We start from the raw sequence: 25320 nt of genomic DNA, 5'->3' as shown, positions 1-25320 counted from the left end.
GAGGAGGCCGTTGAACGGTTCAGTGACGATCCGCTTTCAAGCGTGCGAACACCTTTGATACGAAGCCGCCGCCCACCGTCACGGAGACCTCGATCTCATCCAAGGCCGGCGCGCTGGTGTCGGTGACCACATTGTCGGTGATCGTGGCGGTGATGCCACCGGCCGTCGCGCCGGAAGCATGCCAATTCACCAGGTCCTGCGACCATTCGTATGAGGCGGTCACGTCCGTTGCCATGGCATTGGTGCGTGTGTGACGGAAAGTGAACGAGCCGCCTGTGGCTGACGAAATATCGCGCACCCCACGGTTCGCATCGGCCGGACTCGAACCCAGCAGGTGCTCCACGCCATTGACCAGTCCATCATGATCGGGATCCTGATCAAATCCATTTTCACTCCCGACCGCATAGCCGCCGATCCACGAGAGATAGTCATCCGTTGTGGGGATCACGCCGGGGAAGATCGAGAGCGCCGACCATTGGCGGGCGACAACGGCATGGTCCCATTCGGTCCCATCGGTGCCGCCCGAGGCAAGCCGGAACCCGGTGGTCCATTGCGTGAGAGTGAAGGGCGCGGTAAGGGTGGGGGCGGGTTCCGGCGCGGTGAGATCCGGATTCACCCACAGGCTGATCAGGTCGTTCTCATAATCCAGCTTCACCACCAGTGTGTAATCGCGGCCGATGACCGGACTGATGCCGCTGTAAACCGGAGCGGGTGAAGGCGCTCCGATTCCGAATTCATAATTTCCAGATGCGGGGTTCACCACCCCGGGGACCCCGGCGAAGGCCCGCTCCACACCGAAGTCGAGCGCGGAAATACCACTCCAGGTTGTCGCCTCGCCGCGCTTCATGTCCGCGCGGAAATAAACCACACGTCCTTGGGTGGAGGCATCCTGGTTGACCGCGCCCACATGTTCGTCAGAACCGGCCACGGCCCCTCCGCCCGGTCCGTTGAACTCACGCTTCACACCGCCACCGAGGGTGACAAGCCTGCCGCCGGAAATCGCGTTGGTGCCCGAGACATCGTCCCAGTTGGATGTGCCGAGCCCGACATGGCCGATGTAGGGATCGTTTGCCGTGCTGTTGTCATAGTCGAAGCCGGTGCCGCCGGCCAGTCCGGCGACAGCGCCGTCTTCGTAAGCGAACGCGTCGGTGCCGACGACCGCAAGGTCCCCTGCGGAGGGAAACGAGGCCGCGGAGTTGGGATCCGTGCCGCGTAGCATTTCGAAATAATCGTTGTGGCTGTCCCCGTCCGTGTCGGCGAGGTTCGGATTCGTTCCGGGGTTGGATTCGTCAACAAACACTCCGCTGTTGGTTTCCTCGTAGTCATAGAACTTGTCCCCATCCGTGTCGACGAGCAGTGGATTGGTGCCCGTGTCGGACGCGTTGACATAAATGCCGGTGCCGGACTCCGCACCGTCGGAAATGGAGTCCCCGTCGGTGTCAGGGTTGTGGGGATCGGTGCTGCGCTGGTATTCACGCAGGTTGGAGGAGTTGTCGGTGTCGGGATCCCCGCCAGCGTCGTTGACACCCACCACCAGCCCGTTGGCAAGCTCCCAGGCGTCGAGCATGCCGTCGGCGTCGCTGTCGGATGCCACCACATCGGCGAGTTCGTCGCCGGCGGTGACCGCGTCAAAAGTCCAGCTTTCCGAAGTCACCGCGGCATCACCCTCGCCCGCCCGTATTCTCAGGGTGTTGAAAGACAGGTCGGCATCCGTCCGCGTGATCTGGGGAGCGCCAAGCGCCGCCACACTGCTGGTGTCCGCCGGATTGATCCACACATCGAGCGTGTCGGTGGCGGCATCCACCATCGTGATGCGGGCGATGATCTTGGTCAGCGCGAGTGTCGACACCGGCACCGCCGGTCCGACCAAGGTCCCGCCGACACCGGCCCTCCACTCGTAGGGGCCGGGCCACGCCTTGCCGATGAGGAGTTGTTCCGTGTTGTTCCGGTACAAGCCCAGGCCGCCATAGCTGTTCGTTGCGGTGGCTGGGGCGGCATTGGTGCTCTGGAGCGCCTCGAAAGACACCCAGACAATCTTGGTGCCGCCCAGGGGTGGTTCCTGGAGTTCGGAAATGAGGCGCGCTCCCTGCTGGTTGGTGATCGCGTCAACGGTGCCCTTGCCGCCGGTGACGGTGGGGACGCCGGCGGCATTGGTCCAGCCGGACGACCAGCCGAGGCCGCCGTTGCTTCCGGACAGATTGCCGTTGATATAGTTGAAATCCTCGCGGGCGAAGATCGCCGCATGGGTGTGGGAGGAAAATGCGATGAGACAGAAGACAAGCCGTTTTGGGTTCATGATCGATAGGTGGGTTTGAGCGCCGCAGGATTCACGGGGCGGCGTATGGCAGGGCTTACGTCACAAGTTTTCCCAGGTTACGGGTGGATCATGAAATTCCGTCCGCGCTGGATTTCACCGCAACCGGCGATTGCAATCTGAAACAATTCATGCATGGCTGCGCGCCTGCATGAGTGGCTCCGCTCCTAACAACTTTCCTCCGGACAGGAGGGATCACGGGAGCGTTCAAGAGTTCGACCCACTGCTGTTATCGCACCAGCACCGTATCTATTTCTTCATCCGTTCGATGGTGTTCAACCCCGACGACGCCCGTGACGTGCTGCAGGACGTCAACGCCATCATCATCCGCAAGCGTGACCGGTTTTCCCCGGGGACCGACTTCAAATCATGGTCCTTCGCCATCGCCCGTTATGAATGCCTGGCCTATCTCAGGCGGCACCAGGCCAAGCAGTCGGTTGCTTCGGACGGACTTTTGGAGTACCTCGCGGAGGAGGCGGAGCCACGCGCCGACGATGTCGACTCCTGGCTGAAGGCCCTCGCGGAATGCCGCAAGCTGCTGGCGGAGGAAAGCGATCGCCTGCTTGAGTTTCGCTACCAGAAACGGGTTCCTCTGGAGGAGATCGCCCGTCTCTGGAAGACCACCGAGGGCGCTCTCAAACAAAAACTTTTCCGGGTCCGCAACCAGCTGAAGAAGTGCGTTCTGAGGCGATTCGCGGAAACAACCGGAGAAGAATGCGATTGATCGTATAACCTGAGCCGGATTTCACAGTAAGCCTTTTAAGAGATATTGATCATGAACCACGACTGGCAACATTGGATCGACCGGCTGAAGTCGGACGACCTTACCGAAGCGGAACTGCGCGAGTTCGAGGAGGCCGTGCGTGCGGATCCTGCGAACCGCGAAGCCTACCTTTCCGCCTTGGTTGCAGAAGTGGCGCTCGAAGCGGATGGGCTCCCGGATCCGTTCGCAAAGCCGAAACCGGTTGAAACCCTCACACCCCGCTGGCCGCGGATCGCGGCGATGGCGGCGGGAATCGCGGCTCTGGCCGCCCTTTCTTATTTTGTCGGCGGCCATGCGAGCTCCTCGTCGGTTGTCGCCACCATCACCGACACGGACGACCTCGCGGAAAAGGCCGGCCTGCGGATTGGCCAGCCGCTGGAGGTGGGACGGATCACTTTGCCGGAAGGATCGGAGGTCGGGGTCGCGATGCGTGGCGGAGCGCGCCTGAAGATCCGCGGCCCTGCCAGCTTCGACATCGACGGCCCCGACAGGATCCGCTTGGACAAGGGCCGCCTGAGCACCTACGCGCCTTCCTATGCCCGTGGCTTCACGGTCGACACCGTGGATGGCAAGGTCATCGATTTGGGAACCCGTTTTGTAACCGCCGTGGACATGAATTCCGGGACGGAGATCCACGTGCTCGAAGGCCTGGTGACAGCCCATGGTGCGACGAGCGACCCGGCGTCCTACAGTCTGGAAGGGGAGCGGGCGGGAATACTCAGGCAGGGCCGGTTGGAACCCACCGAGTTCCTCGCCCAACGACTGCTCGTCCCGCTCGATCCGGTTTTACAGGATCGCGACTCCGACGGCTTTCCGGATGAGGTCGAAAACCATTACAACACACCTGCCGATGATCCGTCATCCCATCCCGAGCCCCTCCGGATTGAGGAAAGTTTCGCCGGATATCCGGCTGGTCCGTCGCGGAACGTCGTATTGAAGGCAAAGGGCGCTTCTTCCGGTTCCATCTGGGAAGGAGAGGGCATCTTCCAGACCCAGGGGCTTTCCTACACCTCCGGTACCACCTCCCTGCGGGCGACCGGAGGCTCGGTCGCCACCATTGGAGAACTTTCCGTAGGAGCCACCCTGCTGCCGGATCCCAAGGAATTATCTCCGATCGGCGTCACCTATGTGAGCTTCCTGATGAAGAATCCCGCCAGCAGGCCGCCCGGCTGTTTCGCGGGACTGCTGCTCTATCAAGATGACAGGGAGCAGTTTTTCGTCGGCAAGCTGAGTGTGGATGACTCCTATGGCTCCAGACTCAGATCTTCGCCCACCCAAGACAGCTACGGCCTTCCGATGGACGACGAACCGCACCTGTTCGTGATCCGGATCGACCGCACCCGTTTGGTTACGGATATCTATTTCGATCCCGTCCCCGGCCAGTCCGAGTCCTCGGCCACCCGGCGGTTCCGCTATCAGGCGGTTCCGGAATTCGACCGCATCGCCGTCCGGTCCGGCAGCAAGACGGAGATGTTCCCTTCGAGCTTCGACGAGATCCGCGTCGGTCTCACCTGGGATTCCGTGGTCCCTGGCGTGAAATGAACACGTTACTGATTATATTCGCCTGCTTCCGTCAGTGAGCTCAGCAGCGCTTCAAAAACCTCCGGTTCCAATGCCCGGTTCGGCGAGCCTTTGAGACAACTGTTGAACCATTTTCCCAATAAAGCGCGGCGGTCCGACGGGAAATGCCGGGTGAATCCCGACCCGTCGCCCGCTAGAATCTCCTCATCCCTTCGCCCGTGCGCGCGGGCGAGCATGCGGCGGTAGCGGGTGAGGACACCGTCCAACAACACCCAGGGGAAATTTTGATTTTTCGGCGGCCCCATGGTCAATGCCTTGCCTTCGCCGGTGGCGAGTTTCACCCCTCCGGTGAGTGAGATGCGGAGATCCGGCAAGCTGCCGCCTTTGAACCAGGCCGCTCCTCCACCCAACAGCGCGCCGATGACCGTGCCCGCGCCGTGGGAGAAAAAGACCGTGCCCACGTCCACCGCGAGTCCGGCTGAGGCACCGATGGCGGAGGACACGGCCACCAACTGGGTGCGGCTGAGGCCCAGTTTGCTCCATGTCTCCCGGCATTCCAGATCGATGCTTTGAAAGGTGTCCGCATCGTGATCCGCCTTGAGCAGGTGGTGGCGGTAAATCTTCAACAGGTCGGAAAAACAACCCCGCTCGATGTCCGCGAGCCGGCTGAAATATTTCTTGGAAAGCTCCTGCGCCTTTTTCTCGCGGCGGGCGGGGATGGACAAGTCCCGTTCTTCCAAGGTGGCGCGGACCTGCAGACCCAGTGCGGATTCGAGAAAGGTGATGATTGTTTCCGCCGCTTCCTCGCGGCGGCCGGACCATTCGTTTTCGATCAGGCGGATCGTCTCTTCCAACAGCGGGCGATGGGTTTCTTCGATTTCCAGCAACGCCTTGAGCAGGCGCAGCCGTTCGTCGTAGCGGGCGTGATGCGCGTCGAAAGTACGGACGAGATTGAAGGATGTGCCGAGCCGCGACCGCCATTCCTCTTCGTCCGGCCCCGTCGAGCCGTCGCGGCGGTTCAGCAGGCCGAGGCGGGGCCTGCCGGTCCAGCGGAGGATCTCCATCTCCGCCAGGAAATCATCCCGCAGCGGCTTTGCGGGATCCACGATGTAGAGGACGCCCGCTCCCTCCAGAAGCGGTTCCAGCAGCCGCTTTTCATCCCCGAAATCCTCGCCCGCCTCCGCGACGAATTTCCGCAGCGTTTCCAAGCCGGGAGTGCCCTCGCCATGGAGCCGCTGGATCGCGCGCAGGGCTTCGACCGGGCGGGAGAACCCGGGAGTGTCGATGAACCGCACGCACTCCTTGTCACCGAAAACCACGCGGTGCGGCTGGCAGCGGGTCGTCTCGCCCGGAGTGGGGCTGACTCGGACCAACTCGTTGTCGTCGATCTCCAGGAGTGTCGCGATTACCGCGGATTTCCCCATGTTCACACGTCCGACGACGGCGAATGCGGGGACATCGGCTGGCAAGGGGGGATTCATTCGACGATCCGAATCGAGGGCGGGGGAATTTCGGGAGGCTTTTTGTTGAGCGCTGTCCAGGTGCCGACGGCGGCGGCGAGAAGCACAAGTCCGGCGACCAGGATCCACAGCAGGTGGGATTTCGATCTCTTCTGTTGGAAGGCTTCGCGGTACAGCCGGGTGGCGGATGCCGGAGAATCCGCCCCGGTGCTGGCGGCCAGCATTTCCCTCACTTCCTGAAGGGTGGCGGTCGCCTTCGCGCCGCGCAGCCATTTCAACCAGAGGCCGAGTCCCTTGCCCGCGTGGTCGCTGACGCGTTTGCCGTGCCAGCCCATGAGAGTTTCCGTCAGTTCGACGATGCATTCCAGCCCGTGGCGGCTGTCATTTTTCCCCAGCCATTTCTGCGGGGCGATCCAGAAGGTGACGGTTCTGCCCGTTTTTTCGGCACCGATGACGATGGCCTCCAGCCCCGTCTCGATCCAGATTCCTTCCTCGCCAAGCACTCCCGACAGGATCTGGCTGACCTCCAAGGCCTGGGTCAGGACGTGTGCGACCTCTTCCGGAGTGATCGGTCCCTGTTCCAGGCAGGTACGGAGCCGGGACCCCTCGATCCACTCGGTGGCGATGTATGGCATGCCGTCGATCGGGTCGCAATCCCCGCTGATGATGGATCGCAGCGCGGGGTGGGTCACCGCGGCGAGGCGGCCGACGGTTTCCTGGTAGGCGTGCTGCTGTGCGGCATTCAGACCGCCCCCGTCGGCACCGGAAGGGAAAAACCTTCGCAAGGCCACGAAATCTCCGGTCTGCGTGTCCAGCGCGCGGAAAACGACGCCGGAGGCATCCTGGACGACGAGGTCCTCTATCTGAAAACGGTTGCTCACCTGGGTGACTTCTACCACGACTTTGCAAGGCCACCAAGCGGCGATGCCGGGATTGATGCTCAGGGATTTTCCGGCAGCGGGGAAAACCGGACTTCGCTGAATTTCCGTGGCTGGTGGAAATCCGGTTCGCCCGGACCCAGGTCCGTCGCGCTGACAAATCTTTGTTCGGGCGAGCCGAGGATCATCGACACGTTCAACCGCGTGGCGGGGCCGAAATCCAGCCGTGCCTTCAATAGATCGAGCGGGATCGCCATGGCGGCAAGCCACGAACCGTCCGGTGACATGTCCGAGAAGGTCGCCACCTCCGGCATGGCGATGTCCACCTCATCCGCCCGCACGCGGGGTGCGGTGAATTCACACGTCCACCATGCGCCGTTTGGCGCGAGATTGAACTCGAAATAGCGTCCGCTCGCCGGATCCGCGAGGAACAGCTCGGCGACGTCATATTTCCACAACTCGCTCTGGAACAGTCCGGGACGTGCCTTCGGGTGCACGTTGGCAGGTTTCCGGTGGTTCGCCAGGAACCACAGGTATCGCCCGTCGCTGACGAGGGAAAAAGCCACGGGAGGTTGGAGCGCCACGCCCGCCATATCCGCGCCAAGGCCGAAAAGCGGCACGTCGAGCTCTCCCCATACGAGCGGCTCAGGGCTGGTGAATATCGTCATGGCGCGATAGTGGAGGAGTTGGTGAATCCATGTCGAGGCGGGACATCGCGGGGGGTGGATGTGTTAGATTGAAAATTTAATGGCTGGTTGGCCGTATTTATGCTGATTCTTTTTCGTAAGAAACAATCTCATGCCTCGCCGCGGTTCAGGATTCTACAACACCATCGAGTACATCGGTCCACGTCCCCAGAAACCGAAGAGAAAAAACTTTTTCGGAGGATGGGTGATCATCGTGATCGCCGTGGGAATGGGGTATTATTTCGGCAAGCCGCTCATCTCCTCGCTGAATGCGAACAATGCGGAAGCGTCCATGGAGCAGGCGGACTCGCTCATTTCCACGCTGAGAACCTCGAAGACATTCGGCAACCAGCTCGCCGCCGCAGCCTTGGGCCAGACGGTGGTGTCCAGCCATTATGATCCGGCCTACTACAAGATCCCTTATCCGAATGGCGATGTGCCGGCGGACAAGGGCGTGGCGGCGGATGTGGTGGTGCGGACCTACCGGAAAATGGACATGGACCTGCAGCAACTGGTGCATGAGGACATGAGGCAGGACTTCCGCCCTTACCCGCAGCTTTGGGACGCGACCGCCCCGGACCCGAACATCGACCACCGCCGGGTCGAAAATCTGGCGAAATTTTTCGAACGCAAGGGCCAGACCCTGAGCACCTCGCGGAACGCGACCGACTACAAGCCCGGTGATGTTGTGGTGTGGACGTTGGCAAACGCGGAAACGCACATCGGCATCGTGGTCCCCGGTCCCGGCGAACATTCCGGCGAGCCATGGGTGGTGCACAATCTCAAGTCCGGCGTGAAATGGGAGAACGTGCTCTTCGATTACAGCATCCAGCGGCACTACCGCTTCCCTGCGGACGAGGTGAAGTGATTCTCCGCCGCCCGGTTGAACGCGGGTGGTGGTGATATCGCGTGTCAGGACCGTTACGCTCCGCGGTTTCGCTGAATCGTTTTCATTGGAAGAAGAACAGGGCCTCGATTTTCGCTTCCTCCGCTTCAATGGCTTCCCGGATTTTCACGATTTCTCCTTGAATCTGTTCCAGAAGCGGGGCCGCTTTTTTCTCGTAATCCTTCATGATCCTCGCCGCTCTCCCTTTCGAGACAACTCCTTGGGGATATTTGGCGATGGAACCGGCGCGGTACTGCGCGAAGAGCGTGTTCTTCTGGTCTTCCAGCTCACGAATCCGTTGGCGGATGGGCTTGGCTGCGATCTCGGCTTCCTTTCGTTGCCGGATGGAAAGTTCGAACGTTTCTTTCGCGCTACGGCTTTTGTCCCCTGCCGCTTGTTCGACCAGCGCGAGTTTGAGGGCGATCCTGCCGAGTTCCGTCTCCTGACGTAGCAGGTTTTTCTGGGCACTTTGAATGGCGTATTCGTTTTGGAGGGACGAGGCGTGCTGGAGACGCAGGGAATTTGCCATTTGCGAAACCGCGTCATCCAGTTCATCCAAGTAGGATTGGATATCCGATATTTGGGAGAGAGCGTCTGTGGACCCGACGAGGCTGCGTTTCATGGGGATGACTTTCCGCTCTACGAACGTCAGTCTCTCCTCCAATAGTGTCGAACGTTGGTACTCAAGATGAAGGAGCCAGCCGAGAGCCATGATCGCGGCGGACGCCGCCCACCCGAAAAGCGGGAACCGGCTGCGGATGACCGGAGGAGCCGCCGGTTCAGTGGCCGTCGCATCGGTGGCGATCGGGGCATCCTCCGCCTCCTGGCCTGCTCCGGAGGCTCCGAATACCCGTGTCGCATCGGAGGCGTCCACGTCAGGACTCCATTCGATGTCATTTTCGCCCGAATCATCTTCGTCGGTTTCGTCCAGCCTGAGCCGGGTCCTACAGACGGGGCACTCGATGATCTGGTCGATCATGTCGAGGGTGACCACGATTGCCTCGCCGCAGGAGATGCAGAAAACGTCCTTGTCGTCCATTACCCGAACCTTTTCAGGTTCTGAGGAATAGGTCTAGAAAGAAGCTGGAGGCCCCTTGATTTGCTAACAGATTCTTTCAGTCCGGAATGGTGGTTACCCCAGATTCTCGATCCGGAAGACCACGGGAGCGCTGTTGATGCAGTCGAGGGCCTCAATCTCGGTGAGTGCCTGCCGGAGCTTTCCGAACGGGCAGGTGTGGAGGAGGAAAACCATGTCCACGAACTCCGCGTCCGGGTTGCTCGGGTTCACGGGAGAGTGGGTGCCGGAGATGCCGATGCGGTGGTCCGCCAGCACACGGGCGATCTCGGCGACCACGCCGGGGCGGTCGGTGACATCGAAGCGCACATAGTAGGCCGTGGAGGTCTCGCCGACGGGAAGGATGTTGCCGATTTCCCGGTAAGGCAGGAATCCGCGGTGGCCGCTGGCCTGGCGCAGTCCGCGCGCGGCTTCGACCAGATCCGCGACGACAGAGGAGGCGGTGGGATCCTGGCCGGCGCCGCGACCATAAAAAAGTGACTCACCGGCGGCGTCGCCATGGACCGCGACGGCATTGAAGACCCCGTGGACGGAGGCCAGGATGTTCGTTTTTGCAATGAAAGAGGGCTGAATGCGAAGCTCCACCGCACCATCGCCATGCTCGCGGATCACGGCGAGCAGCTTGACCGCATAGCCGAGATTTTTCGCGAAATTGATATCGGTGGGGCGGACCTGTTCGATGCCGGAGACGTGGATGTCCGCAGGGGAGATGGGGAATCCGTAGGCGAGCGTGGCGAGCAGGATGGCCTTGTGGGCGGCGTCCCAACCGTTCACGTCCAGCGCGGGATCCGCCTCGGCGTAACCCAGCTTTTGCGCTTCGCCCAGCGCGTCCTCGAAGGTGAGCCCCGCGTCCGTCATGCGGCCGAGGATGTAGTTCGAAGTCCCGTTGATGATCCCGGAAAAGGAGTGGATGCGATTGCCTACGAACGAGTCCTGAACCGTCCGGATGATCGGAATGCCTCCGGCGACGGCGGCTTCAAAGTGGATCGGCGTGTCCATTTCGCGCGAGAGGGCGAAAAGTTCGACGCCGCGCTCGGCAAGCAAGGCTTTGTTGCCCGTCACAACGGGCTTTTTGGCACGGAGAGCGGCGGCGACGATTTCATACGCATCCGTTGTGCCGCCAATGAGTTCCACCACAATGTCGACGGCCGGGTCTTCAACAAGGGCGCGCCAGTTGGTGGTGAGGATGTCCGCAGGCGCGTCGCCATTGGTGGCCCGGGCCTTCGCGAGATCACGAACGAGGATTTTGGCAATGTGCAGCGTCACCCCGCCGCCGGTGCGGTCGGAAATGAGGGAGCCGTTGCGTTCCAAGGTGTTCCAAACGCCGGAACCCACGGTTCCGAAGCCAGCCAAACCGATGCCAAGTGAGGAGCAAGAAGTCACGCGGCGGACTGTGGCGGCGTTTCGCCCGCTGTCCAAGCCGGAAAATCGGAACTCAGGCCTGCTCGTTGAACTGGCGTTCGGCTTCCAGCCAGTCGCCATGCGAATCACCCGGCAAGCCCAGTTCGACACGGCGGCGGTAGTTGAGGTAGGCGGCGCGCGCGACGGCATCCAGCGAAGGTTTTACGGCGGCTTTTTTCGCGGCTGGAGCGGCCTCTTTCTTGGCGGCGGCCTTTTTGGGAGCGGCTTTTTCAGCGGCGGGCTTCACGCTCTTGGCGGCGGCTTTTTTTGCGGCCGGTTTTGGTGTGGATCCGGGTGTTGCTTCGGATTCCGTCGTCTTCTTAGCAGTTTTTTTTGCAGCCATGGTATCTGGAAAGTTGTTGAATTCCGAGCACGCGAGGTGCCAAGCGGATGATAATCCACGTTCGCGGGGATTGCCAGCTCATTAGATAAGCGTATAGTGCCGCCGTGGCGGACAGTTACACATGGAGTGAATCACGTACCGGGGGATCCCATCGGTTGCCCGGCCCGGATCACCTGGGCCTGTGGGCCACCGCGGCCATGCTTGTCTCCATCCTGCTGCACGTCATCGTATTCCTGTGGCTGGATGACATGAAGGTGGCCCTCAAGTTCGAGGAAGCGAGGGAACTCAGCACCCGTCCGATCGATACCCGGCGGGTGGAAATTCCACCGTTGGAGCAGGAGCAGGCGCTGCCGCCGGAGGACATCGTCACGCCCCCCACGGATACCGCCGCCCTGCTGGAGGACGTGGAGCTCCTCGACATCCTGCCGAAAGATCAGGAAATCGACATCAAGCCACAGATCGTCGAGCCTGAATACGCCATCCGCTTGCAGAATCCCGCCCGCGAGGGAACTCCGGATGCCGTGGCTTTGGAAATTTCCACAGGCTTGGAGATCGATACGGATCTCCCCGAGTTCGGCCGGCAGCCGGAGACCATCAAGCCCGCGGAGATCGGCCAGATCACCGTGGACGCCGGTGCCGTGCAGTCCGACGACACGGAAACCAGCCAGTTTTTGGAAAACCTCACCCGCCAAGGGGCCAATGGAAAGGTCGAGGCGGGCTCGCTGGATGGGATGACGTCCCTGGATAACATGCTCAACCTCCCGTCCAACGTCCTGTTGGGGGCGAAAACCATGTTGCCTAGCGACCTGCTGTTCGAATTCAACCGGGCGGAACTCCGGGAGAGTTCCAAGGTCGACCTCATGAAGCTGGTTTTCCTGATGGACCGGAACCCGGATCTCTATTGCTGGATCGAGGGCCATACGGACCTGGTCGGCGGTGATGAGCCGAATCTCAAGCTCTCCATCGCCCGTGCGGAGTCGGTGAAAAACTACCTCGTCCAGTCCTACCGCATCAATCCGGACAAAATCATCACCCGGGGGTTCGGCCGCTATCAACCCATCATCACCAGCGGGACGCCCGACGAGCAATCCGCGAACCGCCGGGTGGAAATCCGCATGCGCAAGACCCCGCCGACGAAGGAACAGATGAAGGTGGAGCCTCAGAAGGCGACGGTCATTGAGGAAGCGCCTTCGCCGAAAGCCGTGCTGGTGAAACCGAAGATTCCGATGCCGGTTCAGGAAGCTCCGCCTTCTCCGCCAAAAGCAGCGCCGGTGGAAACGCCCGCGCCCAAGGCCGCGCCGGTGGAAATGCCCGCTCCCCCCAAGGCGGCGCCGATCCAGGAAGCCCCGGCGGTGCCGAAAGCCGCTCCGGTGGAAATGCCCGCGCCTCTCAAGGCCGCTCCGGTGGAGCTGGCCCCGCCGCTCCGTGCCGAGCCTGTGGTCGAGGAAGTTCCCCGCGCCCAGACCATCGAGGATGAGGAGTGAGGCGGCCATTGCCGGCTGACGCCATTTTTACCCGAGGCTTTACACCGCCCCCGGCCCTCCTGCATCTTCGCGCCCCCTTGTGGCTGGTGCATCCACCCACCCATCATTTTCCAAGAACCGCCGCCATGACATCCGCCGAGATCCGCCAGAGCTTCCTCGATTTCTTCCGGGAGAAAGAGCACACCATCGTCCCTTCCGCCTCTCTGCTGCCGCAGTCGCCCGGCCTGCTGTTCACGAACGCGGGGATGAACCCGTTCGTGCCGTATTTCCTTGGTGTTGAGAAGGCTCCTTACGATCCACCACGTGCCGCGGACACCCAGAAGTGCATCCGTGCGGGCGGTAAACATAACGACCTGGAGGATGTCGGCTACGACACTTATCACCACACGTTCTTCGAAATGCTCGGGAACTGGTCGTTCGGAAACTATTTCAAGAAGGAAGCCATCGCCTGGGCATGGGAACTGGTCGTCGAGCGCTGGGGCCTGCCCGCCCACCGTCTTTACGCATCCGTGTACGCGCCGAAGGAGGGCGATCCTGGCAGCTTCGACCAGGAAGCCTACGACATCTGGGCCGAACTTTTCCGCTCCAAGGGTTGCGATCCCGCCATCCAGATCGTCCATGGCAACGTGAAGGACAACTTCTGGATGATGGGCGAGACCGGCCCCTGCGGTCCTTGTTCCGAACTCCACGTCGACCTCACCCCGGAAGGGAATCCCTTCACCGGCCGGAATCTCGTCAACAACGACTCCGACCTCTGCATCGAGATCTGGAACCTCGTTTTCATCCAGTATAATGCCGAGGCCGACGGCACGTTCCGTGAACTGCCCGCCAAACACGTCGATACCGGCATGGGCTTCGAGCGCGCCTGCTCGATCATCCAGAACACCAAGGGCTTCACGGATTTCTCCAAAAAGCCGAGCAACTACGCCACCGACGTTTTCCAACCGCTGTTCCGCAAGCTGGAAGAACTCAGCGGAAAAAGCTACGTGAACATCTATCCGGAACTCGGTGCCGACCGCGCCGCGTTCACCGAGGAGATGAAAACCGCGATCGCTTTCCGTGTCATCGCGGATCACCTGCGGACGCTCAGCTTCTCCATTGCGGACGGCATCATGCCGGGTAACAACGGGCGGAACTACGTCCTGCGCCGCATCCTGCGCCGCGCCGTGAGATACGGCCGCCAGCTCGGCTTCTCCGGCGAGAAGCCGTTCTTCGGCGCGTTGGTGGAAACGCTCGTTAACGAAATGGGTGGTGTTTTCCCGGAGCTGAAAAACCGTCAGGATGTCGTGCGCCAGACGCTGGAGCAGGAAGAGGCGAGCTTCAATCAGACGCTGGATCGTGGCCTGAAACGGTTTGAAGATAACGTGGCATCGACGTCTGCGGAAAATACCGACCCGACAGCTCTCGCCATTTTTGGAAACAGTTTTTCCGGAGTCGTCGCATTCGAACTTGAGGATACTTACGGATTCCCGATCGATCTGACCGAACTGCTGTGCGCCGAGCGAGGTCTGGTCCTCGATAAACCCGGATACGATCAAAGTAAAAAGGCCCAGCAGGAACGCTCCCGCGCCGCTCAAAAATCGAACATCGTCCGCGCCCTCGACATCTCCACCGAAGCCGTCACCGAGTTCGTCGGTTTTGAAACGGACGAGGTCGAAGCCACCATCCTGGAAATCCACCCACAGGAGGACTCGCTTTTCGTCATCACCGACAAGACCGTCTTCTATGCCGAAATGGGTGGCCAATCCGGCGACACCGGCACTCTCAACGGTGAGGTCGAAATCACCGGCGTCCAGCAGATCGGTAAGGCCCGTGCCGTCATCATCGACTCATCCGCTGCCGTCAAAGTCGGTGACACCGTCACGCTCAAGCTCGACGAAAAACGCCGCCGTCCCATTGAGGCCAACCACACCGCGACCCACCTTCTCCACTGGGCCTTGCACGAAGTCGTCTCGAAGGACGCCGCGCAGCAGGGTTCCTCGGTGGACGAGAACCGCCTGCGTTTTGATTTCAACAGCGCCGCCGTCACGCCCGAGCAGCTCGCGGCGATGGAAGAGAAGGTGAATGCCGCGATTTCCGCCAGGGATTCCGTGAGTTGGAAGGAAGTCCCGCACGCCTCCATCAAGGGACGTCCGGACATCATGCAGTTCTTCGGCGACAAGTACGGGGAAACCGTCCGCGTGGTCCAGATCGGCGGTGAGGCGCACGCGCTCAACGGCTATTCACAGGAACTCTGCGGCGGCACTCACGTCCGCAACACCGGCGAGATCGGCCTCTTCAAGATCAAGTCCGAGGGTGCCATCGCCTCCGGCGTCCGCCGCATCGAAGCCGTTTGCGGAGACGCGGCGTGGAACCATCTCAATGATCTCGCCGAAAAATGGAATGCCGAGCTCAAGGCCGCGCGCGCCAAGCTGTACGCCGCCAACGAGAAGCTGGCATCCCTCGGCGAGGAAGCTGTCGCGGTGAACGATTTCCCACACATCATGGGAGCCATGCTTGCCGAGCGTGCCGACATTTCACAGATCAACGCCACCTTCGCCCACGGCCAGCGCACGTTGGAGGAAACCCAGCAGGGTGCCATCGAGGCCGAGAAACGCATCAAGAAGATCCAGTCTTCCCAAGCCGCCAAACTCGCCGACGAAGCCCTGGCCGAACTCATCGCCAAAAACGAGCCCATCATCGTCTCCTTCGAGTCGGATGCATCGCTTCTTCAAGAGCTTCAGAACGGCCTCAAGAAAAAGGGCTTCGCGGGTCCCGCGCTGCTCATCGTGGACGATGGGGACAAGCTTCACATCGCCACCCACAGCGGTCCGGACGCGCTGGCGAAAGGTTTGAAGGCGGGTGACATCCTCCGCGACCTGGCCGCCCTCGCCGGTGGTAAAGGCGGTGGCAAACCGGATCAAGCCCGGGGTGCCGCGCCGGATCGCTCGAAGCTGGAGGAACTGAAAGCCGCCGCCGCCGCGAAATTCTGAACGGAACGCGTTCATTCCGAACGCTAGGTGCCGGGGACATCCTGTCCCCGGGGAGGCTGGTTCGAGGGGCAGGATGTCCCTCGGAGCAGTGGTCAGGATGACGACGCTCCGCTGCCTTTGACTTTCGTCCTCATTGGGGCATCAGTTCTCATGTCCCGGATCACCGACAACACGTCCCGCAGCCGTTTCGAACTCATTGAGGAGGGCAAGCTGGCGTTCGCGGATTATCGATTGGATGACGGCGTGTTGATTCTCCCACATGTGGAGGCGGATCCGGCCTTGCGGGGCAGGGGAGCCGCGGGGCGGCTGATGGACGGCGTGCTGACATTGGCCCGCGAACGTGGATGGAAGGTCCGTCCGATCTGTGGCTACGCGGTGGCCTATATCACCCGGCACCCGGAGTTCGCGGAATTGCAGGAATGAATTTTTGGCTGGTGGTCCAATCCCGAGACTGCCAGATTGTATCTAACACTTTCAAATCCCATGGAGCAATATAACAACCCTTATGTCGTCGGCACGGTTTCCGAGTCGCCGGAGTCCGAGCGCGCCGCGTTCATCCGCAAAACCTACTGGCACCTCGCGGGGGCCATCGGACTTTTCGCCGGCCTTGAGACCCTGCTCATCAGTTCGGGTCTTGGCATTCCGGCTCTGGGCCTGCTGGCCTCGACCAAATATTCGTGGCTTATGGTGATGGGGGCTTTCATGCTCGTTTCCTGGGTCGCGGAGCGTTGGGCGACGAACGGTTCTTCCCAAGCCATGCAATACGCGGGCCTGGCCCTCTACACCGTGGCGGAAGCGGTGATTTTCCTGCCCATCCTGATGATGGCGGTGGCCATGGCCGGAGACATGGGGCTGGTGCTGCAGGCCGGCCTGATCACGGTGGCGATGGTGATCGGCATCTCGACGGTCGCGCTGACGACGAAGAAGGATTTCAGTTTCCTCGGCGGCATGTTGAAGATCGGAGGATTCGTCGCGCTCGGCCTGATCGTGGCGTCGTTTTTCCTGCCGATCACTCTCGGTTTCTGGTTCTCCGCGGCAATGGTGATCTTCGCTTCGGGGGCGATCCTTTATAATACCAGCAACCTGCTCCACCGTTATGAGCCGGGCCAGCACGTGGCTGCCTCTCTTTCACTGTTCGCCAGCGTGGCGCTGCTGTTCTGGTACCTGCTCCGCCTGTTGATGAGCTTGAACCGGAACTGAGCTGGAATCAGATCCCGATGATTTGAAGCACCCGCCGGGATTCGTTCCAGCGGGTGATTTTTTTGGATCCGGGTGATGGCTTCGATCGCTGGCTTGCAAGAAGTCCCCTGAATACCTTCCAGTTCATGCCCCGAATTCAGCCCGCAGGGTGGCTTTCATTTTTTCCAGAGAAATTGAGGACGATGGATCGCGACGATGATCCTCCAGTCGTGTTGCGATGAGAACGTTCAAGGAGACTTGGCTGGGCGAGCTTCACGGCACGCGCGGGAATTTCGAGAAATCCGGTTTCCGCTTTTCAATGAACGCCTGTTTTCCTTCGCGGCCTTCCTCGCTCATGTAGTAGAGCAGGGTGGCGTTTCCGGCGAGATCGAGAAGACCCATCTGGCCGTCGCAGTCGGCGTTCAGGGCGGACTTGAGGCAGCGCAGGGCGAGCGGCGAGTGGGCGAGCATCTCGCGGCACCACTGGAGCGTTTCCTTTTCCAGGTCCGCGAGCGGGACCACGGTGTTGACGAGGCCCATGTCGAGCGCCTGTCGGGCGTCGTACTGGCGGCAGAGGTACCAGATTTCGCGGGCCTTCTTCTGGCCGACGATGCGGGCGAGATAGCTGGAACCCAGGCCTCCGTCGAAGGAGCCGACCTTCGGGCCGGTCTGGCCGAAGCGGGCGTTGTCCGCGGCGATGGTGAGATCGCACACGATGTGCAGGACATGTCCGCCGCCGATGGCGAATCCGGCGACCATGGCGACCACCGGTTTCGGCAGGGAGCGGATTTTCTTTTGAAGATCCAGCACGTTGAGGCGGGGAATGCCGTCCTCGCCGATGTAGCCGGCGTGGCCACGGACTTTCTGGTCGCCACCGGAACAGAAGGCCAGGTCTCCGGCACCGGTCAGGATGATGGCGCCGACCTTCGGATCCTCGTGGGCGAGGTCGAAGGCGATGAGCATTTCCTTCACCGTCAGCGGGCGGAAGGCATTGCGGACTTCCGGCCGGTTGATGGTGATCTTCGCAATGCTGCCCTCATCCGTCGTTTCATAACGGATGTCCTCGAATTCGCGCACGGTGGTCCACATGGCGGCGAGCTTGGACGATCCGTCCGCGGGCTGCAACCCGGAGGGTGAGGAAAAGTGCGGATCACGGGATTCCGTGGCCAGCCATGGAGCGGGCTCCCCATACCCCATGGGGACAGATTGGTGCCCAAGCATGCCCGGGGGGGCGTAAAAAATTTATTTAAGGCTTATCTTACCCGCATCCCGCCCTTTACAAGGTGCGAGAACCCTGCCACACACCTCGAAATTTAGCCGCCCGGCGGCGGTTTCCCGAACCTTCTCACGACCATGCCCAAAGACACCTCGATCCGCAAAATCCTCGTCATCGGCTCCGGCCCCATCGTCATCGGCCAGGGCTGCGAATTCGACTATTCCGGTGTGCAGGCTTGCAAGGCATTGAAGGAAGAGGGTTACGAGGTGGTCCTGGTGAATTCGAATCCGGCGACCATCATGACGGATCCGGAGTTCGCCCACCGCACCTACATCGAGCCGATCACGCCGGATGTGGTGGAAAAAATCATCATCCGCGAGAAACCGGACGCCCTGCTGCCGACGCTCGGCGGGCAGACGGCGCTGAACACCTCCATGTCGCTCTTCAAGTCCGGCGTGCTGGAAAAATACGGCGTCCGCATGATCGGTGCGAAGCCGGACGCGATCGACAAGGGCGAAGACCGCCACCTTTTCAAGGAAGCGATGATCAAGATCGGCCTCGACATGCCGCGCTCGGGCATCGCCCACACCATGGACGAGGCGAAGAAGGTGGCCGAGGAAATCGGCACCTTCCCGCTCATCATCCGCCCGGCGTTCACGCTCGGCGGCCAGGGAGGCGGCATCGCCTACAACCGCGAGGAGTATGAGGAGATTATCACCCGCGGGCTGGACCTTTCCCCGGTTTCCGAGGTGCTCATCGACGAATCGCTGCTCGGCTGGAAAGAGTACGAGATGGAGGTCATGCGTGACTGCGCCGACAACTGCGTGGTCATCTGTTCGATCGAAAACCTCGATCCGATGGGCGTCCACACCGGCGACTCCATCACCGTGGCTCCGATCCAGACCCTCACGGACCGCGAGTACCAGATCATGCGTGACGCGTCCTTCGCGGTCATCCGCGAGATCGGCGTGGAGACCGGCGGCTCGAACATCCAGTTCGCCACCGACCCGAAAACCGGCCGCATGATCGTCATCGAGATGAACCCGCGTGTCTCGCGTTCTTCCGCGCTGGCCTCGAAGGCCACGGGATTCCCCATCGCGAAGATCGCCGCCAAGCTCGCCGTCGGCTACACGCTCGACGAACTGCCGAACGACATCACCCGCGAGACACCCGCCTCGTTCGAGCCGACCATCGACTACGTGGTGACGAAGATCCCGCGTTTCACCTTCGAAAAATTCCCGACCGCGAATTCCGTCCTGACGACCTCCATGAAGTCCGTCGGTGAGGCGATGTCCATCGGCCGCACGTTCAAGGAGTCCATGCAGAAGTGCCTGCGCTCTCTGGAGACGGGCCGCTGGGGATTCGGCTTCGACAGCAAGGAGCCTCTGGCTCCGACCAAGGAGGAAATCACCCGCAAGCTCCAGATTCCCAATGCCGAGCGCATTTTCTGGCTGCAAACCGCGTTCGTTCATGGCTGGACCTTGGAAGAAGTCCAGGACGCCACTTCCATCGACCCATGGTTCCTCGGCCACCTCCAGCAGATTGCCAAGGAGGGCATGCAACTCGCCACGCTCGACTTGAAGCGTGCGAAGAAGCTCGGTTTCTCGGACCGCCAGATCGCGAAGGCCCGTGCCCACGCACCCGCCATTCACGACGTTTCCATCCACGGCGAGACCGACCAGCCCGCCGGTGCGCCTCCCCGTCCCGAGCCGGAACCGGCGATGGTGGACATCCCGACCGAAGACACCATCCGCGCCGAGCGCAAGGCGAAGGGAATCATCCCGACCTATCGCCTTGTGGATACCTGTGCGGCGGAATTCGAGGCCTACACCCCTTATTTCTACTCCACCTACGGCGACGAGAACGAAGCCCGCGAGTCGGACAAGAAGAAGATCATCATCCTCGGCGGCGGACCGAACCGCATCGGCCAAGGCATCGAGTTCGACTACTGCTGTGTGCACGCCGCTTTCGCCCTCAAAGAATTGGGTTACGAGACCATCATGGTGAACTCGAACCCCGAGACCGTCTCCACCGACTACGACACCTCGGACAAGCTCTTCTTCGAGCCGCTCACCCTCGAGGACGTGCTGAACATCTGCGATCAGGAAAAACCGCACGGCGTCATCGTCCAGTTCGGCGGCCAGACTCCGCTCAACCTTGCCGCGGACCTCGAACGCCACGGTGTCCCGATCATCGGCACTTCGCCGAAATCCATCGAACAGGCCGAGGACCGCAAATTCTTCTCCGCCCTCCTGGACAAGCTCAATCTCAAACAAGCCGAAGCCGGCACCGCGACCAATGAGGAGGAGGCTCTCGTCATCGCCAACCGCATCGGCTACCCGGTGCTGGTCCGTCCGTCCTTCGTGCTCGGCGGCCGCGGCATGATGATCGTTTATTGCGATTCCGAACTCACCCGCTACATGCGCGAGGCCGTCATCGCCTCGCCGGAGCGCCCTGTGCTGGTGGATCGTTTCCTCGACAACGCCACCGAAGTGGACGTGGACTGCATTTCCGACGGCGAAACCTCCGTGGTCGGCGCGATCATGCAGCACATCGAGCAGGCCGGCATCCACTCCGGCGATTCCGCCTGTGTCATTCCCGCGTTTTCCCTCTCGGACGAAATCAAGGCGGAAATCACCCGCGCGGCCATCGACCTCGCCCGCGAACTCAACGTGCGCGGCCTGATGAACATCCAGTTCGCCGTGAAGGACGAGCAGCTCTACGTCATCGAGGTGAATCCGCGTGCCTCCCGCACCGTGCCATTCGTCTCCAAGGCGACCGGCGTTTCCCTCGCCAAGCTTGCGGCGAAGGTCATGGTCGGTGAGAAACTCGTGGACCTCGGTTACACCGAGACGATCATCCCGCCGCATTTCTCGGTGAAGGAAGCCGTCTTCCCGTGGAACCGTTTCCCCGGCATCGACATCGTCCTTGGCCCGGAAATGAAATCCACCGGCGAGGTGATGGGCATCGATGCCGACTGGGGCATGGCCTACGCCAAGAGCCAGATCTCCGCCTTCAACCCGCTGCCCACCTCGGGCAATGTCTTCCTCTCCGTCTCGGACCGCGACAAGGAGCGCGCCGTCGCGGTCGCCCGCGACCTGGTGGAACTCGGCTACAAGGTCTACAGCACCGGTGGCACCCACACCCGCCTCACCGCCGAAGGCATTCCATGCAGCCGGGTTTACAAGGTTCTCGAGCAGGCCCGTCCGAACGTGATCGACATGATGAAGAACGGCGAGATCCACTTCATCATCAACACCCCGAGCACCCACGAGTCCCGCGCCGACGAGATCCTCATCCGCTCCACCGCCATCGCCCAGAAGATCTCCCACGCGACGAACCTCGCCGCCGCGGAAGCATCCGTGAAAGCCATGCGCTCGCTCAAGGAGAAGGAATTCACGGTGAAGAGCATCCAGGAGTATCACGCTTGAAATCCGCAGGCCGGGGCCCGGGGATGGTGTTATTTTGAAATCGACAGCACTCACCCGGGGCATCCATGATGCAGGCAGCAAGTTGCTTTCTAGCAGCCTGCCGGACGCCATGAAACCCTCCCTCCTCAAGCCTCTCGCCAGTGTCGCGCTGGCGACACTTCTCACCGCAGGTCTTGCGACTGCCGGAACCCGTGTGGCAGCGGCGGACCTGGATGGGGACGGCGTGGCAAATATCAACGACACGGACGTGGATGGCGACGGCATCCCCAACGGAAAAGACCGGAATGTGGATGGTGGTGTCTGCCGCCGTGGTCCGTTCAAGGGGCTTTATGTGGGGGATCGTTTTGCCAACGACTCGCCGCAGGAATTGGACATCGACGGCGATGGCAGGAACGACGACGCCGCAAACGAGAATGACATCGATGGCGACGGTATCAAAAACAAGTTGGATAAAGACCGTGATGGCGACGGGAAAAACGACGCCGTCGACAAGGATGATGACGGTGATGGCATCCCTGACAAAAAGGAACGCCGCCCTGCCACCGAAGGCCTGAAAATCATCATCGGTTCCGGGGTCATTCAGCCACCCCTTGCCGATCTCCCGACGGAAACCGGTGTTACGGACTCAATGGCGATCACGATCGGTTCCATCGACCAATTGTTGGGCGGGAGCGGATGGATCGTGGAACATGTGGGAGTTGAAAAACCAAAAAGGCTCGAGCCCGGATCAGGTGGTTCCGACGCCTTGGAGGTCTCTGCTGATCCTGCTCTCGGTTTGGTTGACAGCGGTGCGGACGCGCTGACGGTCGTTTCCGCAATCGAAGAAGGATCCTTGGGCATGATCACATCGAGCTTTGCAAGAATTGATCCCGAGAAGGCGGGCGAATGGCTGCTGTCACACTTCGAAAGCCTCCCGGGTGACCGTCAGTTTCCAGAAGGTTGGTTTGAAAGTTTGTTGGAAGGCTCACCAGACGAATCCCGGGAACGGTTGGACTTCCTTGAAGCGACGACCGCCGAGAGGCTGTCCCGCCGCGGCGGGCGGGAAACGCGATCCGATATGGAGGCAGAAGAGATCTTATCTGAAAATGATGGATCTCTGGTAAATGAATGATCCGCCCTAAGTCTTGAAATCCCTCGTCTGGAACGACAGCCAGCCGATCATGAAAAGCGTCGTGTTCAGTCCCAACAAGAAGGCGTAGGATTCGATGATCTTCGGCCATGAGAGGTGTTGTTCCATGAGGAAGACCCAGGCGCTCATGCGCCAGGTGACGAAGTAGGCTTCGTAGGGTTTGAAAAACGGGAAACGCTGGAGGATGAAATCCACGAAGAGGATGCTCAGCGTGACGATGGTCGCGGCGGCGGGCTTGATCCTGAAGCAGGAGAACATGAAGGCGATGGACGACAGCGTGATCATGCTGATGCCGATGCCCGCCGCGCCCAGTGAAAGCCTGGCCGCGCCCTCCCACCAGTCCGGATAGGCGGCGAAGACCTTCATCTGGGGCTCCATGACGAAAAGACCGCCCGCCCGTCCGACGGCGGCCACCGCCATTCCGTAACCGGTGATGCCGACGAAGAAGACGAAGGAAAAGGTGTAGATCGCCGTGGCGACATATTTCACGCCCAGCAAACGAAGCCGGCTGATGGGCCGGGCGAAGACCATGCGCAGGTTGCCATCTTCATTCTCCTTCGCGACGATGTCGCCCGCGACCAGCGCGAAATAGATCGAGCCCAGCATGAACATGCTGAAGAGCATGATGGAGAAGGTGATCGTCAGCGAGCTGTAGTAGCTGCCGAATTCCAGGCCGTTCGTCTCCATCATGCGCCGCATGTAGCGCTGGGTGCCTTCCAGTTTGAAGACGATGAGGATGACCGCCTCCATCAGGATGAACGCCCCGTAGCCCATCCAGGTGCGGGGCCGTGCGAAGAGTTTCCGCAGTTCGCAACGGAGCTGTTGGAGGAAAAGCATGGCCGCAGTATGGATGAGGATTTCCCGTTAACAACGTCCGGTGTCGGATTTTCCCAAATCAGCGGCGGAAACGGCGGGTGACGGAGCCAACCAGATCGCGGGCGTGGGGAACTCCCGACCACAAGGTGCCCAGCAAATAGATCACACCGAAGTCGGCGAAGACGATGGCCGCCAGAATGATGGGATGGAGATGGAGGGCCGGTTGGAAATGTTCCGCGAGCAGCTTCACCGCCCAGCCACCCGCCGCGGCGGCGAGAGCGGGCAGCCAGAGGCGGACAAGGAATGAGGCTTCGATTCCTGTCCTGCCGATTTTCGCATTCAAAGCGCGGCGGAGGAGGGAGAATTCCACCCACCCGGCGATGCCCGAGGTGGCGGTGAGGAACATGGCTCCCCAACTTTCATCGATGCCGAGCCAGCCGGGAACATACAGCGCGCCGATCCATCCGAGCGCCGTTGTCAGAGCCACCCTCACCAGTGCGAAACGCAGCGGGGTGCGGGTGTCCTGCAGGGCGTAGAATGTGGAGGAATACAGCCGGCCGAGTGTGGATGCGAGCAGTCCGACGGCGCTGCCCGCCAACATGAACCAGACCAAGCGGGCCTGCACCGGTCCGAACTTGCCGGTTTCGGTTTGAAAGAGGGCGGCCGCGATGATGTCTCCCAGGAAAATGAAGGCGGCGGTGGAGGGGACGATGAAAAAAGCGACCTGTTTCAGGCTGAGGTCGAGATGGCGTCGCAGATTTTGATTCGCGGTTTCCGGGTCGCTTTCCTCGCCGCGTTCGTGGGACATCCGCGCGAGACTTGTGGCGGATACGGACATCCCGAAGATGCTTCCCGGCAGCATGTAGATCATCTGTGCGTTCGCCAGCTGCAAGACGACCCCCCACGGCAGGCGGGTCGAGATCGCGCTGTCGATGAAGGCGCTGATTTGAACAACTCCGCGGCTGACTACCACGGAGCTGAAGCTGCCCAGCACGGTGCGGACATTTTGAGATGCCCACTCGGCGGAAAATTTGAGATCTGGCGCGAGTTTCAGCACGGTGGGCAACTGGATCGCCAGTTGGAGAAAGCTGCCCATCACCAATCCCCAGCATGCCGTTTTCGCCAGCTGATCCAGCGACTGGCTGCTTCCGAACCACCACATCGCGGCGATGATGGACAGATTCCAGATGACGGGGGCGACGTAGGAGAGGAAAAACCTGCGGTGGCTGTTGAGCACTCCGAGGCACCATGCGGACATCACCAAAAGAGCCACTCCCGGGAAAACGATCCGCACGCATTGGACGGTGAGCTCACGGTTCGCACCATCAAAGCCCCCGGCGATGACCGCCACCAGATAGGGCGAAAGCAGCATCCCTGCCAAGGCCAGCAGCGAGGTGACGATGGCCAGCAAGGTCGCGATCACTCCTGCGACCCGATCCGCTTCCACCCCACGTTTTTCACCCAGCAACCGTGCGTAAACGGGGATGAAGGAGGCGGAGAGGACGCCCTCGCCGAAGAGATTCTGCAGGAAGTTCGGGATCCGCATCGCTGCGGTAAACACGTCCCCTTCCGGAGTTCCCGCGAAATAATGGTTGAAGACGCGGGTCCTCACCAATCCCGCGATGCGGCTCAGGAAAATCCCGGCGGCGACGAATACCGCGCCGCCGCGAACGGCTTTGGCGGGTGGAGTTGGGGTGGCGGCCATGTCGGTGGGATGCGGGCGAAGCATCGCCATCCGGCCCGCGATGCCAAGACGGATTTATCGG

At 61.1% G+C, this 25320-nt stretch carries 19 protein-coding genes; 9 read left to right on the top strand and 10 right to left on the bottom strand.

Going from position 1 to position 25320, the window contains the following annotated elements:
• Nucleotides 1–19 precede the first annotated feature (19 nt).
• Nucleotides 20–2296, bottom strand: a complete 2277-nt coding sequence (locus JIN84_RS03640) for a hypothetical protein (RefSeq protein WP_200349646.1) — start codon at nucleotides 2294–2296, stop codon at nucleotides 20–22.
• A gap of 169 nt (nucleotides 2297–2465) precedes the next feature.
• On the opposite strand from JIN84_RS03640, the gene JIN84_RS03635 reads away from it, so the two are divergent.
• Both JIN84_RS03635 and JIN84_RS03630 read left to right on the top strand, forming a co-directional pair.
• Complete coding sequence (locus tag JIN84_RS03635; RefSeq protein WP_267908154.1) at nucleotides 2466–3038, top strand: sigma-70 family RNA polymerase sigma factor; 573 nt, start codon at nucleotides 2466–2468, stop codon at nucleotides 3036–3038.
• Between the two features lie 51 nt (nucleotides 3039–3089).
• Nucleotides 3090–4619, top strand: a complete 1530-nt coding sequence (locus JIN84_RS03630; RefSeq protein WP_200349644.1) for a FecR family protein — start codon at nucleotides 3090–3092, stop codon at nucleotides 4617–4619.
• A gap of 5 nt (nucleotides 4620–4624) precedes the next feature.
• Here JIN84_RS03630 and JIN84_RS03625 read toward each other — a convergent pair whose 3' ends face one another.
• The 3 genes from JIN84_RS03625 to JIN84_RS03615 are packed head-to-tail and all read right to left on the bottom strand — an operon-like array spanning nucleotide 4625 to nucleotide 7604.
• Nucleotides 4625–6079, bottom strand: coding sequence for a GTPase/DUF3482 domain-containing protein (locus JIN84_RS03625; protein ID WP_200349643.1), 1455 nt, complete (start codon nucleotides 6077–6079; stop codon nucleotides 4625–4627).
• Nucleotides 6076–6957, bottom strand: coding sequence for a serine/threonine-protein kinase (locus JIN84_RS03620; protein ID WP_200349642.1), 882 nt, complete (start codon nucleotides 6955–6957; stop codon nucleotides 6076–6078). Before JIN84_RS03620 ends, JIN84_RS03625 begins: the two co-directional genes overlap by 4 nt.
• Before the next feature lie 41 nt (nucleotides 6958–6998).
• A complete protein-coding gene (locus JIN84_RS03615) occupies nucleotides 6999–7604 on the bottom strand; it encodes a DOMON domain-containing protein (RefSeq protein ID WP_200349641.1) in 606 nt (201 codons plus the stop codon).
• Between the two features lie 130 nt (nucleotides 7605–7734).
• On the opposite strand from JIN84_RS03615, the gene JIN84_RS03610 reads away from it, so the two are divergent.
• The gene (locus tag JIN84_RS03610) at nucleotides 7735–8490 is read left to right on the top strand and encodes a DUF1287 domain-containing protein (RefSeq protein ID WP_200349640.1); all 756 of its coding nucleotides are present in this window, start codon (nucleotides 7735–7737) and stop codon (nucleotides 8488–8490) included.
• Between the two features lie 82 nt (nucleotides 8491–8572).
• Here the strand turns inward: JIN84_RS03610 and JIN84_RS03605 are convergent, their stop codons facing one another.
• From JIN84_RS03605 to JIN84_RS03595, 3 genes are all read right to left on the bottom strand, one after another.
• Entirely contained in the window at nucleotides 8573–9547 is a 975-nt protein-coding gene (locus JIN84_RS03605; RefSeq protein WP_200349639.1) for a 5-formyltetrahydrofolate cyclo-ligase family protein, read from the bottom strand.
• 93 nt (nucleotides 9548–9640) lie between these two features.
• Nucleotides 9641–10966, bottom strand: a complete 1326-nt coding sequence (locus JIN84_RS03600; RefSeq protein ID WP_325099552.1) for a homoserine dehydrogenase — start codon at nucleotides 10964–10966, stop codon at nucleotides 9641–9643.
• Nucleotides 10967–11018: 52 nt separating this feature from the next.
• Nucleotides 11019–11327, bottom strand: a complete 309-nt coding sequence (locus tag JIN84_RS03595) for a hypothetical protein (RefSeq protein WP_200349637.1) — start codon at nucleotides 11325–11327, stop codon at nucleotides 11019–11021.
• 197 nt (nucleotides 11328–11524) lie between these two features.
• On the opposite strand from JIN84_RS03595, the gene JIN84_RS03590 reads away from it, so the two are divergent.
• The 4 genes from JIN84_RS03590 to JIN84_RS03575 all read left to right on the top strand — a co-directional run bounded on the left by JIN84_RS03590 (nucleotide 11525) and on the right by JIN84_RS03575 (nucleotide 16983).
• The gene (locus JIN84_RS03590) at nucleotides 11525–12811 is read left to right on the top strand and encodes an OmpA family protein (protein WP_200349636.1); all 1287 of its coding nucleotides are present in this window, start codon (nucleotides 11525–11527) and stop codon (nucleotides 12809–12811) included.
• 125 nt (nucleotides 12812–12936) lie between these two features.
• Nucleotides 12937–15783, top strand: a complete 2847-nt coding sequence (gene alaS / locus JIN84_RS03585) for an alanine--tRNA ligase (RefSeq protein WP_200349635.1) — start codon at nucleotides 12937–12939, stop codon at nucleotides 15781–15783.
• Between the two features lie 150 nt (nucleotides 15784–15933).
• Complete coding sequence (locus JIN84_RS03580) at nucleotides 15934–16206, top strand: GNAT family N-acetyltransferase (RefSeq protein ID WP_200349634.1); 273 nt, start codon at nucleotides 15934–15936, stop codon at nucleotides 16204–16206.
• 60 nt (nucleotides 16207–16266) lie between these two features.
• Nucleotides 16267–16983, top strand: coding sequence for a Bax inhibitor-1/YccA family protein (locus JIN84_RS03575; protein ID WP_200349633.1), 717 nt, complete (start codon nucleotides 16267–16269; stop codon nucleotides 16981–16983).
• A gap of 252 nt (nucleotides 16984–17235) precedes the next feature.
• Here the strand turns inward: JIN84_RS03575 and menB are convergent, their stop codons facing one another.
• Nucleotides 17236–18051, bottom strand: coding sequence for a 1,4-dihydroxy-2-naphthoyl-CoA synthase (gene menB, locus JIN84_RS03570; RefSeq protein ID WP_200350018.1), 816 nt, complete (start codon nucleotides 18049–18051; stop codon nucleotides 17236–17238).
• Between the two features lie 264 nt (nucleotides 18052–18315).
• On the opposite strand from menB, the gene carB reads away from it, so the two are divergent.
• Nucleotides 18316–21609, top strand: coding sequence for a carbamoyl-phosphate synthase large subunit (gene carB, locus JIN84_RS03565; RefSeq protein ID WP_200349632.1), 3294 nt, complete (start codon nucleotides 18316–18318; stop codon nucleotides 21607–21609).
• Between the two features lie 109 nt (nucleotides 21610–21718).
• A complete protein-coding gene (locus JIN84_RS03560) occupies nucleotides 21719–22720 on the top strand; it encodes a hypothetical protein (RefSeq protein ID WP_200349631.1) in 1002 nt (333 codons plus the stop codon).
• A gap of 6 nt (nucleotides 22721–22726) precedes the next feature.
• Here JIN84_RS03560 and JIN84_RS03555 read toward each other — a convergent pair whose 3' ends face one another.
• Both JIN84_RS03555 and murJ read right to left on the bottom strand, forming a co-directional pair.
• Nucleotides 22727–23575 (bottom strand): ABC transporter permease, encoded by an 849-nt coding sequence (locus JIN84_RS03555; RefSeq protein WP_200349630.1) that lies wholly within the window; start codon nucleotides 23573–23575, stop codon nucleotides 22727–22729.
• A gap of 58 nt (nucleotides 23576–23633) precedes the next feature.
• A complete protein-coding gene (murJ, locus tag JIN84_RS03550) occupies nucleotides 23634–25259 on the bottom strand; it encodes a murein biosynthesis integral membrane protein MurJ (RefSeq protein WP_200349629.1) in 1626 nt (541 codons plus the stop codon).
• Between the last annotated feature and the right edge of the window lie 61 nt (nucleotides 25260–25320).

Origin of the sequence: Luteolibacter yonseiensis, from assembly GCF_016595465.1 — a bacterium.
GTDB classification, from domain to species: Bacteria; Verrucomicrobiota; Verrucomicrobiia; order Verrucomicrobiales; family Akkermansiaceae; genus Luteolibacter; species Luteolibacter yonseiensis.
Note: the sequence above shows the minus strand (reverse complement) of the source record. Positions and strands in the feature narration are given on the sequence as shown.